The organism is Halorussus limi, from assembly GCF_023238205.1.
Lineage (GTDB): Archaea > Halobacteriota > Halobacteria > Halobacteriales > Haladaptataceae > Halorussus > Halorussus limi.
The window spans coordinates 1,801,364-1,813,630 of the sequence record NZ_CP096659.1 but is presented as its reverse complement, the minus strand read 5'-3'; the positions used below and the strand labels follow the sequence as shown (position 1 = coordinate 1,813,630).

Below are 12,267 nucleotides of genomic sequence, written 5' to 3'. Positions count from 1 at the left end.
TCCATGCATCGGCGCGAGTTTCTGCGGGGGGTTTCGGGGTCGGTCGCGCTCGCTTCCGCCGGAGTCGGAGCGGGGATGGCGGCGGAGACGACGACGGCGCATCCGGGACCGTACCGGCCGCTGGGGAGCGTCTCGATAGCGAACGCGAAGGAGGCGGTTCCCGACCGGAGCGGAAAGTTCGCCTACGTCGCCACGATGGACGGGTTCGCGGTCGTGGACGTGCAGATTCCGAGCGACCCCACGGTGGTCGCCGAACGCGCTGGCCTGTTGGCCGACCGCGAGACCGGGCCGCTCCGCATGATTCAGGACGTGAAGGTCGAGGGCGACCGTCTGGTCGCCGCGGGGCCCGCGAATCCGATGCAGGGCGACGTGTTGCAGGGGTTCGCGCTCTTCGACGTGAGCGACCCGGCGAACCCGACGCAGGTCGCGTTCCACGAGACGCAGTTCCCGATTCACAACTGCTTCGTTCGGGACGGAATCGTCTACCTGACCGGGAATCAGGGCGAGACGAACGCGCTCGTGATGGTGGACGTGAGCGGGGACAGTCCCGAGGAGGTCGGTCGGTGGTCGCCCGCCGACCGGCGGCCGGGGTGGAACGAGGTGCCGACGAGCGTCTGGACGATTCACGACGTGTGGGTCCAGAAGGGCCGGGCGTACCTCTCTCACTGGGACGCCGGAACCTACCTCGTGGACGTGAGCGACCCCGCGAGTCCGAGTTTCGTGGCGCGAATCGGCGGCAGACCGCTCGACGAACTCCAGTCGATTCCGAGCGACAGCGTCCGGACCGAGGTCCTCCGCCTGCCGGGCAACGCCCACTACGCGATGGCCAGCGACGACGGGAATCTCCTCGGCGTCAACAAGGAGGCGTGGCAGGCCAGCGAGCGGGGCGGACCCGGCGGTCTGGAACTCTGGGACATCTCGGACGAGACGCGTCCGACCAAACTCGCCACCATCGACGCCCCGGCGTCGCCCGACCCCTCCATCGGCGGGACGTGGACCACCTCGCACAACTTCGACATCGTGGGCGACCGCCTGTTCACGTCGTGGTATCAGGGCGGCGTGAAGATTCACGACATCTCCGACCCCGCCAACCCCGAGCAGTTGGCGTGGTGGCGCATGCCCGACGAGACCTCGTTCTGGACCGCCAAGCGCGCGACCGACGGGTTCTTCGTCGCCAGTAGCATGGGTCGGCGCTCGAACGGGAAGGGCGGTCTCTACACCTTCCCGATAGAGGACGCCACCAACAGCCCACAGAAGGACCCGCCGTCGCTGACGACGACCGGCGAAACGGCGACCGAAACGACGACCGGTGGAACGGCAACCGAAACGACGACCGGCGAAGCGACGACCGAAACGACGAGCGCGACCACCGGAGAGGCCGCCCTCGACGACGCGACCACCGAGTCCGACGACTCGGCCTCCGGCGAAGTGCCCGGTTTCGGCGTCCCCGCCGGAATCGCGGCGCTCCTCGGGGCCGGCGCGTGGCGACGGGTCCGGAAATAAACCCAAAGTCCTACGACCCCTCCGGACCCTACATCTACACCATGACCGACGACGACTCGCTGAAGGACCGCGTCGAGCGGTGGTTGACGGGGCAGATGCCCATCATCAGCATGCACGGCGGCGAGAGCGCCGTCCAGACGGCCGACCCCGACAGCGGCGAGGTCGTCGTCGAGTTGGGCGGCGCCTGCTCGGGGTGTGCCATCAGCCCCCGGACGGCCCAGAACATCAAACTCGACCTCGCCAAGGACTTCGAGGAGGTCGAGGACGTGACCGTCCGGGTCGCCGAGGACGGCACCAGCGGGTGGGACATCGACCAACCCGAGAGCGTGATGGGCATCGACCGCAACGAGGGCGGCCGCGGCGGCCGCGGCGAGGGGTCGCCGAACAGCGACCACTTCTGAGCGCGTCCTCCGCGTCCGTTCCGGTCTCTCTCGCTACAGGTCTCCGACCGACAGCGCCATGCCCTTCGATTCGGGGGCCGTCGCCTCGAACCCGAATCGGTCGTAGAAGTCGTCCACGTCGGCTATCAGGCTCACGTACGCCGAGTCGAGCGCGTTCTCCCGGAGGTAGTCGAGGAGGTTCGACACCACTCTCGTTTCGAGACCGACGCCCTGATGGTCCGGATGGACCGCAACGTCGACTATCTGATAGAAGCACCCGCCGTCGCCGACGAGGCGGCCCATGCCGACGACTCGGTCGGTCGCCGACGCGACGGCCGTGACGGCGTGGAGGCTGTTCGGCAAGCCGCGCCGGGCGGCCGCTTCGGACCGCTGTCCCATGCCGGCCGCCTCGCGGAGAGCGACGTACTCGTCGGGCGAGGGCGTCGCTTCGCGGAGTTCGTAGTTCATCGGTCGAGATAGCGTTCGCCGCGAGGTAACGCTATCGAAGAGAAGGAAGTAGTGACATCCCCGACCGGCCGGTTACGAGACGCCGTCGGGTTTCTCGGCGTCGTCCTCGACCTGCCGCTTCATCGACTCGCGGCGGGCCTTGGCGTCGCGGCCCGTGGCTTCGAGCAGGAAGTCGTTCTTCTTGTCCACGGCGTCGGCGGCGGCGTCGGCGTGGCCCTCGGCGATGACCTCCTCGGCGTCGCGCTCCTCGAAGTGGACGGCGAGTTTGTCCTTCTTGCCGCTGTACTCGGCGACGCCCGCGAGGATGCGGTCGAAGACCGGGTTGTCGGGGTCCTCGACGACGTAGAGGTCGTGGCCGTTGTGCTCCTCGGTTCCGGTGACTTCGCCGAAGTACTCCTCGACTTTCGCCTCCATGTCCGGGATGCGGTCCTCCAGATGTTCGCCGCGTCGCATCTTGTATTCCTTCATGGTAATCTCCCTTTGGACAGGGTGTGGTAAACCCTTTTCGCGTCGTTCTTCCTCTTGAATCCGACGCTTCGTCCCGTTTAATCCGTCTCCCTACTCCTGTGCGAGGTAGCCCCTCGCGCACTCGGGGCAGATGTCGCCCGCCCGGAGCGACGACCCGGCCACGTCCTGTCTGTAGTCGCACTCGGGGCAGACGAACTCGGCGTCCACGTCGGGGTCGTCGGCCGGCCCCGACAGCGAGGGCGCGTCCGCGCCGGCCGAGATGCCCGACGAGAGTTGGCCGCCGTTCTCGCCGGCGTCTTTCGACTGGAGCGCGTCGCCCTCGGCGTTGACGAACTCGACTTCCTCGGTCTCGCCGTCGTCCACCCCGGGCGCGGACTCGGGGGTCAGTCCGCCGCCGAACTCCACGTCCGCGCTCCCGGAACCGTCGGGGTCGGCGTCGTACCCCTCGTCTTCGTCCTCGCGGCCGACCGCGGGCCACTCGCCGGGACCCTCGTCGGTCTCGGCCGGATGGGTCGTCTCGGCCTCGGGCCACTCACCGGGCGTGCGACTCTCGGCGTCGCTCTCGGCGTCGTCGTCCAAGATGACGCCGTCGTCGTCCGCGGCCGACGGGGCCTGCTCGAAGTCGCCCTCGGCGGTGGCCGCCTCGCCCCCGGTCTCGGCGGTGTCGCTCGACGCGGACCCGGTCGACGCGTCCGCCGCGGACGCCCCGCCGGACGCCGACCCGCCCGACGACGAGGCGGACGCGCCCCCGGAGTCGGTCGAGTCGGTCATGATTTCGGCGTCGTCCTCGCCCGCCGCGGTGACTTCGGCGTCGGTTGCCCCACCGGTCTCGACGCCCACGGTCGCGTCGGTCGTCGCGCCCGCGCTCGGTCCGGTCGCGCCGGTCGCCCCCGACTCGCCGGACCGGGACCCCATCCCGGAGTCGGACTCGGCGGATTCGAGGTCGGGCGCTGGCGACTGGAGCGCGGTGACCTCCTTGTTCTCGGTCACTATCTTGCGCTCGCCGCACCGTTCGCACTCCTCGAACTCCCTGACCGTGACCACGACTTCGCTTCCCTGCTCCTCGCGTTCCCGTTCGATTTCTGCGTCCCCGTAGCTGTGGCCGAGGAGCGAACACCTGATACTCATTGTGCTGTTCCTTACGTTCATCCGTGGTAAACCCTGTGTTTCGGCGTATGACGCTCGTCTGACGCCGTCCAGACCCGCCAGTCATCGCGCTCGCGACCGGGGGAGCGGTTCGGGCGAGGTTCGCTCCGCGACCGTTTCGTATCACATTTAGTTACAAAATATTAATTCGTGTTCGAGTGTTTATTGATTAATACTGTATGTCCGAGTATTCCGACGACACCGAAAGTGAACAGAACGACTCTCGACGCTCGGCGAGTGAGGACGCGCCGCCGACGAAGGCATCCCGACGGACGTTCATGAAGGCCGCGGGGGCCGCCGCGGGGAGCGCGGCGATGGGTGCGAGCGCGGAGCAGGTCGCCGCTCGCACCGGCGTGAACGTCGAGAAGTACCTCCGGGACCTCACGCTCGAGCAGAAGGTCGCCCAGATGACGCAGGTGGCGGTCAGTTCGTTCGACCCCGAACCCGACGAACCGAACGTTCCGGACAGTTTCGGCGTCGACACGGTCGGCGCGTACTTCAGCGAACTCGGCGTCGGGAGCATCCTCTCGGGCGGCGCGAAACCGCCGTCGTTCGACGGGGACGCGGTCGTGAAGGGCATCAACGCGCTTCAGGAGTACAACCTGGAGAACGCGCCCCACGATATCCCGTTCCTCTGGGGCGTCGACGCCACCCACGGCAACGGACTGCTCGAAGGGGCGACGTCGCTCCCCCAGCGGTTGAACATGGGCGCGGCCCGGGATGTCGACCTGGTGAAGGAAGCCGAGAAACACACCGCCGAGTCCACGGCGGCGATGGGCGCCCACTGGACGTTCGCACCGACGACCGACCTCCAGCGCGACCCCCGCTGGGGCCGGTTCTACGAGGGAATCAGCGAGGACCCGCTCATCGAGGGCGAGGTGTCCCGCGCCCGCGTGGAGGCCTTGGAGAGCGCCGACCGCCTGACCTCCACGGTCAAGCACTTCGCCGGGTACTCGATTCCCAACAACGGCAACGACAGGGCGCCCGCCGACACGTCGCTTCGCGACCTCCGGACGAACGTCCTGCCGCCGTACCGCAGCGCGCTCGACGCCGGTCCGGGGACGGTGATGGTCAACAGCGGTGCCGTCAACGGGAAACCGGCCCACGCGTCGAGTTGGTTGCTGACGCGGGTGCTGCGCGAGGCCTACGGGTTCGAGGGCGTCATCATCTCCGACTACGACGACATCCACCGCCTGATGACCAACCACGACTACGCGCCCGACTTCCGGGAGGCGACCAAGGAGGTCATCAACGCCGGCGTCGACATGTACATGATCGGAAACGGCGGCGACGCGCCCGGCCCGGTCGAGTTCATCGAAACCGTCGTCGACCTCGTTCGAGGCGGCGAAATCAAGCGCAAGCGCATCGACGACGCCGTCAGACGAATTCTCGCGCTCAAGGCCGACCTCGGACTGTTCGACCGACCCACCGTCGACGAGTCGCGGCTGTCGGAGACGCTCGGCGGGGCACGAGAGACCTCCGAGCGACTCGCCAAGGAGTCGCTCGTCCTGCTCAAGAACGAGGGCGACGTACTCCCGCTGTCGGGGAGCGAGGACGTCCTGCTGACCGGACCCGGGGTCGACGGGAACGGCAACAACACCCGGCCGCTGATGCAACACGGCGGGTGGACGCTCGGCTGGCAGGGGCCGAGCGGCGGCGGGCCGTTCCCGCGCCAGACCCTCGTCGCCGACGAACTCCGCGACCGGTTCTCGAGCGTCACGCACGTCCCGACGTCGTTCGACAACGAACGCTGGTGGTCGGGCGACCAGACCGACGCGAACGGGAACTTCGACTTCACCGACGAGCAGGAGCGGAACGTGCGGTCGGCGGCGCCCGACTCCGACGCGGTCGTGGTCGTCCTCGGCGAGGGGCCCCACAACGAGGGGTTCGGCGACCGAGACGACCTCGAACTCGACGACGCCCAGCGGGAACTTCTGAGCGTCGTGAACGAGGAGACCGGAGACGACACGCCCGTGGTCGGCGTCATGCTGGCCGGAAGCCCGTTAGGGTCGCCCGAGACCCACGACGCTCTCGACGCGCTCCTGTTCGCGGGCCAGCCCGGTAGCGACGGCGGGGTCGCCATCGCCGACACGCTCGTCGGAGCGTACAACCCGTCGGGCAAACTCGCGTTCAGTTGGCCTCGGAACGTCGGGACCGTGCCGGTCCAGTACGACCGCGCGCCGCCGACGAGCACGGGCGGGAGCGACAACACGGCGCTGTACGAGTTCGGCCACGGCCTCTCGTACGCCGACTTCGAGTACGGAAACGCGTCGGTGTCGCCGGGGAGCGTCTCGGACCCGTCGAAGCAGTCGAGCGCCACGGTTCGCGTGGACGTTACCAACGCGGGCAACGTCGCGGGAGACCACGTCGTCGAGGTGTACAACACCCAGTCGTACGGGTCGGTCCTCCAGCCCAAGCGCCGACTGCTGGGCTTCGAGCGCGTGTCGCTCGACGCCGGGGAGACGAAACGCGTCGAAGTCGACCTCTACCTCTCGGCGCTCGAAGTCGTCCCCGACGACGTGCTGGCGCTCCGACCGAAAGTCGTCGAGGCGGGCGACTACGAACTCACCGTCGGGCGGGACGGTCCGAAGGCGACGCTGTCGGTCGAGCGGACCGGGAGCGTCACCGACTCCCCGCTCACGCCGGGGCGGTCCCGAGTGGGCAACGGCCGCGGAAGCGGAACGAAGGGTCTGGGGAACGTGTTCACGCGCTTTAGAACCGGCCTGAACTCGGAGTGACGCGATAGCCCGACCCGCCGACGGACACCCCACGGCGTGATGTATTTCGCAATTAGTCGTCGTTCGCCAGTTTCCAGCCGTTTTCGATACCGTCCATCCGCTCGAACTGCTCCCTGCTTTCGAGTTCGGGAAGCAGGAACTCGTTCCACCAGTTGCTCTCGGACTCGTACCCGACCGGGTGTTTAGGGTAAATCGTGTTCTGAAATCCTGTCTTCGTGACGACGCCGTGGTTACGGAGGTGTTCCTCGACGACGAGAAACAGGGCTTCCTGATTGCGGACTCGTTGCTCGAAGTCGCGAGCTGTCGGGCCACTGTCGGGGATGTGTTCGGTGGATTCGTTTGGCGACCCGCTGGTAATCGCCAGCAGGTAGAACACGACGCCAAAGATGCCTGTGAGAAACACGATAACGAACCAGAGCAGTCCGCTCCGGTCGTGACCCGTTGCGTGGAACGCTACTGCGACCGCGAGGATGAACCACAGGAGTGCGACGAAGGCAAGGAAGTCGCTCATATCGCTGTACGGAGATGCGAGGAAAAAGAAGGTTTGTGATAAGTCAGTGCCCGGTTGGCAACAGTCGCCGTCCTCGTCGAGGAAGAACACGGTCGGCCAAACGAGGAGGCGCGGTCAGTAGTCGGAAATCCGCAATTCTCTCTAACCGCAAGACAGTGAGCGGATAACTGCGAGAAATCGCGAACACTCGTCGTTGCGTCGCGAAAATCTCGTGGACTCGCTAGAATCAAGCGAATACGGTCCGTTCGCGAAGGTCAGCGAGTCCGTCGACTGGAGCGAACGAAGTGAGCCGAAAGAAGTGGACTCGCTGGGATTTGAACCCAGGGCCTCTTCGCTTGCTCGGAAGGTTCGCTCGGCCTTCGGCCTCGCTCACTTTCAGCAACCGCGAGCACCCCGGCGTTCAGCATCCACGGGCGAAGCCCTCAGCGTCGTCCACACCTCGGCCTCCGGCCTCGGAATCCCGTACAGCCCCACCCACAGAGCGTTGCGGAGACAACCATGCTCGAACCAACGTCACCGCGAGAAGCGGTCAACGAATACCTAGCTGAAGTGCAGCAAGAACTCGCCGCGGCAACCGCTCAGAACCACAAGTACCGACTCGACAAATTCCTCACCTGGACCGACGAGGTCGGACTCGACGACATGAACGAAATCACCGGAAGCCTACTCCAAGAGTTCAAACAATGGCTAATGGGCGACGTAGCAAAAGTGACCGTCAAGAACCACCTGAGTACTGTTCGTCAGTTCGTCGAGTTCTGCGAAGACATCAACGTCGCCCCAAAAGGCGTCGGCCGAAAAATCCGGCTCCCAACGATACAACTGGGTGAAGACGTGAGTGACGTGCACATCCTCCAGAAAGAAGCGGAGATGATTCTCGAATACTGCGAAGACTACGAGTACGCGACGCTTCGTCACACCGCTTTCTACATCCTCTGGCACACGGGGATGCGAGCAAGTGCCCTAACGGGTCTAGACATCGGCGACTACGACAATCGGGCGAACGTACTCTCGCTGCGACACAGACCAGATGAAGAAACACCGCTCAAGAATAAAGAGCGGAGCGAGCGCGACGTGTACATCAACGACGACGTTGCCTCGGTCCTTGACGCCTTCCTCGATATGCATCACCCATACGTCGAGGACGAGTACGGACGGATGCCGTTACTTGGTGGGACGCAAGGTCGCCTCCACTACACGACAATCCAGCGGAATATCTACACAGTTACGCGTCCATGCCACTACACGAACGAGTGTCCACACGATCGGGATCTCCAGGAGTGTGAAGCGACGAGTTACAACACCGCCAGCAAGTGTCCGTCGAGCGTTGCACCCCACGCGCTCCGTAAAGGTGCAGCGACAGCACTTCGGAAGCAGGATGTTCCGAAAGAGGTCGCATCTGAACGGCTGGATATGAGCGGCAACGTACTCGACAAACACTACGACAAACGGACTAAACGAGAGAAAATGGAGCTACGGAGAGAATATCTCAACGGCATCTGACTGGTAGCCACCGACCGCGACGTCGGGGTGAACCCATGCCGACCAGAGGTCTTGGAGTACGTTACACGCTGATTGGGCTCAACGCCCTTCGGCATTCTAGTGTTACTGTTGGCATGCGCGCGCGTCGGAGGTCGGCTCTCGCACCGGCTCAACCCCAGTAACCTCCCGAGGCTCAAACCGAGCTACGGAACTACGATGACGGGGTTTGTTCGCTAATCAAGGGTGCGTACTCCTTCGAAAAGTGCCTCCTAAGCGTCTGGAGAGCGTCAACGAACTCTTGGCCACTTTCGACCGGGAGGTACACGATACCGGGCGCGTGTTTCGAGTAATGATACCACTGGTCCTCTCCAAATCGGAGCTGGTCCCATCTGTCTTGGGACTCTGTGCATTCTCTCACCGTCTCGAACCGAGCTTCAGATCCGTGTTGTATTTTGTACATTGCGTAGCAGAGTGAGCCGCCGTGTAATCCAGCTTCTTCGTTTTGTTGTCCTGGTTCGACCCATTCCAGAGCAATGTTCAGCTTTGGGTTGTCACCGTCTTCATTTTCGAAGTTCATCGCGAACTCGGTTCGGTTCGTCGCCAACGTTTGGCTGGCATCTGCGCCCAGCACTTTCTCTTCGAGATCCACGTCTTCGTCGAAGAGCTCGGAATGAACATCGATAATCTCCCGACACACCTGATTTATCGTCTCTGTCACCTCCGACTCAAAGCTGTGAACCAGTTTCGTTGCCTTCAGATACCGATCCGATTCCAGACCGTTCGTGATGAAATCTTCATCCATGGTTAATCTCCTCCAAGAGGGCGTCAAGATACTGAATTTGGTCGTCTGGGTTGATCGATTGAAGCCGTTCAATGTCGGAAATACTGATCGACGCGGTACGGTAGTCTTCCAGCGAGGGAAGCGCGTAAAGCTGAAGAATCTGCTCTTCGATTAGCGTGGTGAACAGGTAGGCGCTCGCGGCCCAGTGCGTACTGTGTTCGATGTCGGCGAGAAGCGTTCTGCGGAGGGCTTGTGCAACCTCGGACCAGTAGATGACAGTTATTTCCCGTTCTTCCGGCACCGTGGCGGTAATTGTTGGCTCACGATTTTCGTCGTCAGTCAGTCGTTCGCTAAAAGCGTCTTGTAGCGCATCTTCTCTTGAGTCTGGGAGAAGCAGATAGTGTGTCCAGTCCAGATTTCGTTGGTGGTGCTTCTCCGTCAGGTACGCCGTCTGTGGCGTCTTCTCGTAGTGCTCGTCCCCTATTTTGACCTCAATCGTCACGCCTTGGCTCCCGAACTCCGCGAGTATGTCTACCCGTCGATCGTGGAGCTCTTCATCGTGGTAGGCGCGCTCGCAACGAACGTGAGTGGGAGCGGTGTCGAAGTGGGAGTCAAGTAACTTGGCGGAGAATTCCCCCGTTGAGTCCCGAAGAAGATGAGCCAGCCACTGCGACCAGTTTTCCTCTTGGTTTGTCCGCAGTGGACCAGCTTGCGGACTCGTCTCTGACCAATCGCCTATCAGTGGATCTTCGTCGAACTTGCTTCCGCTCTGTTTCCACGTCTGATTGAGCTCTTCCAGCAACTCTCGAAGCTCAATCAGACCTCTCTCTTGTTCTTGTACGTAATCGTCCCACCAAGGGCCGATGGCGTCCCATTGGGCACCGATTTCAGCCATCGTATTTCACCATCTTTCCGTCTTGTCGACCAAAGGCATCGAAGGTCTGTCGTGTTTCTTCACGGTCGATTATGTTAAGTGTTCACGTAGACGTCTCTGGAAGATGCTACGTGGTACACGGACGGAAATATGACCAACTCCGGTCGCAGAACGATGTCATGTAATCACGACGTCGGTTACCGCTTCACGTCGTGATTCGACTAGAACATTGTCCACACGACACCATCACCGCGCTCCACGAGAACACCAACGGCGACATGGTCGCGCTCTACACTCGGTACGGCGAGGAGGAGTTTTGTGAAGAATACGAGGCCACGACTCCCTCCCTTGGTCTCTAACCCCACGTTGGTCAAGACGCCGTTGCTGGTGGCACGTGGGCGTGTGGTGGCTTGCTCCGAGAACGATTATGTCCGGTCGTCTTCTTGATTCTCAATCCGAATCTCGGTAAATCGGAGTTGGTGAAACTGGTTGACTATGTACGTTTCACCCTCTTGCTCTGATCGGTCCTTTATCCAATCGAGTAGTGTTCGTGCGGTGATGTCTGCACAAACCAGTTCCATCGTGTCGACAAGGGTCTGAGAGATGATGTCCTCAGCGAGGTAAATCGGTGATTCGTCGTCGATGTAGTAATCATAATCCTCTGCGAGTTCATCTGCAAGCCGTTCTTTGAACTCGGCGACCCCTTGTCCGGTCGACTCGTCTGTGTCGACGTCGATCACGACGGCTGTGTTGCAGTCTGATTGAGCCATTACATCACCACAGTTCGGCGACTGGAACTTCCTCATTCGCCAAAGTGCCAGGGCATGAGAAGTGCTTATACGGCTTTTACAGACAGATAAAACCTCGTCCAAAAACCAGGGTTTTAGGTGGGATTTCTTATAGCAGTAAATCTCCCCAGAATTTATCAGCGGTTAGTGATTCCACCGAGGCTAAAACTTACGTCGGTTGACGTTCCATACACTCCGTCCGGAGACCCTGTGATGACGGCGTTAGACAATCAGTCATTGGCGTTCACCCTCGGATTCATTGCCGGGGAGGGAAGTTTCTACCTAACGACTACTGTCGACGACCGGTACGCGTACAACCTCGACATCGGCCCGCGTTTCTCACTTACCATGGGTGTGTATGAAGAAGACCTCCTCAATCAATTTCGTTCTCGGTTCGCGTTGGGTTCGGTGACGAGCGACAGCAAAGGATACCGATGGGTGTTGTCGAGCCGAGACGAACGTCACACGTTGCGTGAGCTGATTGAGGAGCACGTCGCCAGCGGTTCCCTCTTCACCACCTCCAAGAAACACGAGGCGTTCGAGACTTGGTCGGAGGCCCTTGACATCCTTGAACCGGGCTACTCCCTCTCAAAGTCCGACTTGGAGGAACTCGTCCAGCTGAAGGACGACATCAACTACATGTCGGCGCCGTCGTCCCTGTCGGCGGACGAGCTCATCGCGGTAATCGAGGATGCAGACCAACCCTGACGGAGCGATCCGCCGTTGCTGGTGGCATGTCTGCTCTGGTGGAATACCCCGGAGCCCTCGAAGCGTGAACGTACCGGGGTAAATCGAAGCGCGTTCGTGCTGGAGGTGGGTCGGGCCGCCGCCCGGAGTAATGTCAGGGAAATAAATACAGTTTCCGGTCTGCTACCCCTGGGGTGAGCGGCTTCAAAACATCTCTGCAAACAGTTAAAATCACCTGTATCCATTGTCTAATCACCTAGTATGGTGGTATACCAGAATAATTATAATTTCTAGGTGTCAATATCCATATGGGGAAATAGTCCCCAGGACCAGAATCCGCCGGCTGGGTAGCAATCAATCCTCTGGGGAGGTAAACGGTGGATTCTGTCCTTTAATCCATCCGGGAATACATGTAACTACTGAAGTAGAATACCACTCTACCAA

The 12,267-nt window shown here is 62.1% G+C and carries 13 protein-coding genes; 6 read left to right on the top strand and 7 right to left on the bottom strand.

Going from position 1 to position 12,267, the window contains the following annotated elements:
• Positions 1 to 3: 3 nt before the first annotated feature.
• Together M0R89_RS09300 and M0R89_RS09295 are read left to right on the top strand one after the other, a co-directional pair.
• Positions 4 to 1,503, top strand: coding sequence for an LVIVD repeat-containing protein (locus tag M0R89_RS09300; RefSeq protein WP_248648804.1), 1,500 nt, complete (start codon positions 4 to 6; stop codon positions 1,501 to 1,503).
• 41 nt (positions 1,504 to 1,544) lie between these two features.
• On the top strand, positions 1,545 to 1,904 hold the full coding sequence (locus M0R89_RS09295; RefSeq protein WP_248648803.1) for a NifU family protein: 360 nt from the start codon (positions 1,545 to 1,547) through the stop codon (positions 1,902 to 1,904).
• Positions 1,905 to 1,937: 33 nt separating this feature from the next.
• Here M0R89_RS09295 and M0R89_RS09290 read toward each other — a convergent pair whose 3' ends face one another.
• The 3 genes from M0R89_RS09290 to M0R89_RS09280 all read right to left on the bottom strand — a co-directional run bounded on the left by M0R89_RS09290 (position 1,938) and on the right by M0R89_RS09280 (position 3,947).
• Positions 1,938 to 2,351 carry a GNAT family N-acetyltransferase gene (locus M0R89_RS09290; protein ID WP_248648802.1) on the bottom strand — a complete coding sequence of 138 codons (414 nt, stop codon included), beginning with the start codon at positions 2,349 to 2,351 and terminating at the stop codon, positions 1,938 to 1,940.
• 72 nt (positions 2,352 to 2,423) lie between these two features.
• Positions 2,424 to 2,819: a DUF5611 family protein gene (locus M0R89_RS09285; RefSeq protein WP_248648801.1), complete on the bottom strand. Its 396-nt coding sequence runs from the start codon at positions 2,817 to 2,819 to the stop codon at positions 2,424 to 2,426.
• 90 nt (positions 2,820 to 2,909) lie between these two features.
• The gene (locus M0R89_RS09280) at positions 2,910 to 3,947 is read right to left on the bottom strand and encodes a DUF7093 family protein (RefSeq protein WP_248648800.1); all 1,038 of its coding nucleotides are present in this window, start codon (positions 3,945 to 3,947) and stop codon (positions 2,910 to 2,912) included.
• A gap of 296 nt (positions 3,948 to 4,243) precedes the next feature.
• Here M0R89_RS09280 and M0R89_RS09275 point away from each other — a divergent pair, with 296 nt between their 5' ends.
• Positions 4,244 to 6,703: a glycoside hydrolase family 3 N-terminal domain-containing protein gene (locus M0R89_RS09275; protein ID WP_438267683.1), complete on the top strand. Its 2,460-nt coding sequence runs from the start codon at positions 4,244 to 4,246 to the stop codon at positions 6,701 to 6,703.
• Positions 6,704 to 6,755: 52 nt separating this feature from the next.
• Here the strand turns inward: M0R89_RS09275 and M0R89_RS09270 are convergent, their stop codons facing one another.
• A complete protein-coding gene (locus M0R89_RS09270) occupies positions 6,756 to 7,214 on the bottom strand; it encodes a hypothetical protein (protein ID WP_248648798.1) in 459 nt (152 codons plus the stop codon).
• A 498-nt stretch (positions 7,215 to 7,712) separates the two neighbouring features.
• Between M0R89_RS09270 and M0R89_RS09265 the strand changes: the two genes are divergently transcribed.
• Positions 7,713 to 8,714 carry a tyrosine-type recombinase/integrase gene (locus M0R89_RS09265; protein ID WP_248648797.1) on the top strand — a complete coding sequence of 334 codons (1,002 nt, stop codon included), beginning with the start codon at positions 7,713 to 7,715 and terminating at the stop codon, positions 8,712 to 8,714.
• A gap of 190 nt (positions 8,715 to 8,904) precedes the next feature.
• Here M0R89_RS09265 and M0R89_RS09260 read toward each other — a convergent pair whose 3' ends face one another.
• Both M0R89_RS09260 and M0R89_RS09255 read right to left on the bottom strand, forming a co-directional pair.
• Complete coding sequence (locus tag M0R89_RS09260) at positions 8,905 to 9,495, bottom strand: hypothetical protein (protein ID WP_248648796.1); 591 nt, start codon at positions 9,493 to 9,495, stop codon at positions 8,905 to 8,907.
• Complete coding sequence (locus M0R89_RS09255; protein ID WP_248648795.1) at positions 9,488 to 10,369, bottom strand: hypothetical protein; 882 nt, start codon at positions 10,367 to 10,369, stop codon at positions 9,488 to 9,490. The genes M0R89_RS09260 and M0R89_RS09255 overlap by 8 nt, the downstream gene beginning before the upstream one ends.
• Positions 10,370 to 10,560: 191 nt before the next feature.
• Here M0R89_RS09255 and M0R89_RS09250 point away from each other — a divergent pair, with 191 nt between their 5' ends.
• Positions 10,561 to 10,707, top strand: coding sequence for a hypothetical protein (locus tag M0R89_RS09250; protein WP_248648794.1), 147 nt, complete (start codon positions 10,561 to 10,563; stop codon positions 10,705 to 10,707).
• 66 nt (positions 10,708 to 10,773) lie between these two features.
• Here the strand turns inward: M0R89_RS09250 and M0R89_RS09245 are convergent, their stop codons facing one another.
• Positions 10,774 to 11,154: a hypothetical protein gene (locus M0R89_RS09245; RefSeq protein WP_248648793.1), complete on the bottom strand. Its 381-nt coding sequence runs from the start codon at positions 11,152 to 11,154 to the stop codon at positions 10,774 to 10,776.
• A gap of 195 nt (positions 11,155 to 11,349) precedes the next feature.
• Between M0R89_RS09245 and M0R89_RS09240 the strand changes: the two genes are divergently transcribed.
• Positions 11,350 to 11,844 carry an LAGLIDADG family homing endonuclease gene (locus tag M0R89_RS09240; RefSeq protein ID WP_248648792.1) on the top strand — a complete coding sequence of 165 codons (495 nt, stop codon included), beginning with the start codon at positions 11,350 to 11,352 and terminating at the stop codon, positions 11,842 to 11,844.
• The last annotated feature ends 423 nt before the right edge of the window (positions 11,845 to 12,267 follow it).

Excerpts from the sequence above, each read along its gene's own strand:
- M0R89_RS09300 (WP_248648804.1), top strand. The coding sequence starts at position 4 with ATGCATCGGCGCGAGTTTCTGCGGGGGGTTTCGGGGTCGGTCGCGCTC.
- M0R89_RS09295 (WP_248648803.1), top strand. The coding sequence starts at position 1,545 with ATGACCGACGACGACTCGCTGAAGGACCGCGTCGAGCGGTGGTTGACG.
- M0R89_RS09290 (WP_248648802.1), bottom strand. The coding sequence starts at position 2,351 with ATGAACTACGAACTCCGCGAAGCGACGCCCTCGCCCGACGAGTACGTC.
- M0R89_RS09285 (WP_248648801.1), bottom strand. The coding sequence starts at position 2,819 with ATGAAGGAATACAAGATGCGACGCGGCGAACATCTGGAGGACCGCATC.
- M0R89_RS09280 (WP_248648800.1), bottom strand. The coding sequence starts at position 3,947 with ATGAGTATCAGGTGTTCGCTCCTCGGCCACAGCTACGGGGACGCAGAA.
- M0R89_RS09275 (WP_438267683.1), top strand. The coding sequence starts at position 4,244 with ATGAAGGCCGCGGGGGCCGCCGCGGGGAGCGCGGCGATGGGTGCGAGC.
- M0R89_RS09270 (WP_248648798.1), bottom strand. The coding sequence starts at position 7,214 with ATGAGCGACTTCCTTGCCTTCGTCGCACTCCTGTGGTTCATCCTCGCG.
- M0R89_RS09265 (WP_248648797.1), top strand. The coding sequence starts at position 7,713 with ATGCTCGAACCAACGTCACCGCGAGAAGCGGTCAACGAATACCTAGCT.
- M0R89_RS09260 (WP_248648796.1), bottom strand. The coding sequence starts at position 9,495 with ATGGATGAAGATTTCATCACGAACGGTCTGGAATCGGATCGGTATCTG.
- M0R89_RS09255 (WP_248648795.1), bottom strand. The coding sequence starts at position 10,369 with ATGGCTGAAATCGGTGCCCAATGGGACGCCATCGGCCCTTGGTGGGAC.
- M0R89_RS09245 (WP_248648793.1), bottom strand. The coding sequence starts at position 11,154 with ATGAGGAAGTTCCAGTCGCCGAACTGTGGTGATGTAATGGCTCAATCA.
- M0R89_RS09240 (WP_248648792.1), top strand. The coding sequence starts at position 11,350 with ATGACGGCGTTAGACAATCAGTCATTGGCGTTCACCCTCGGATTCATT.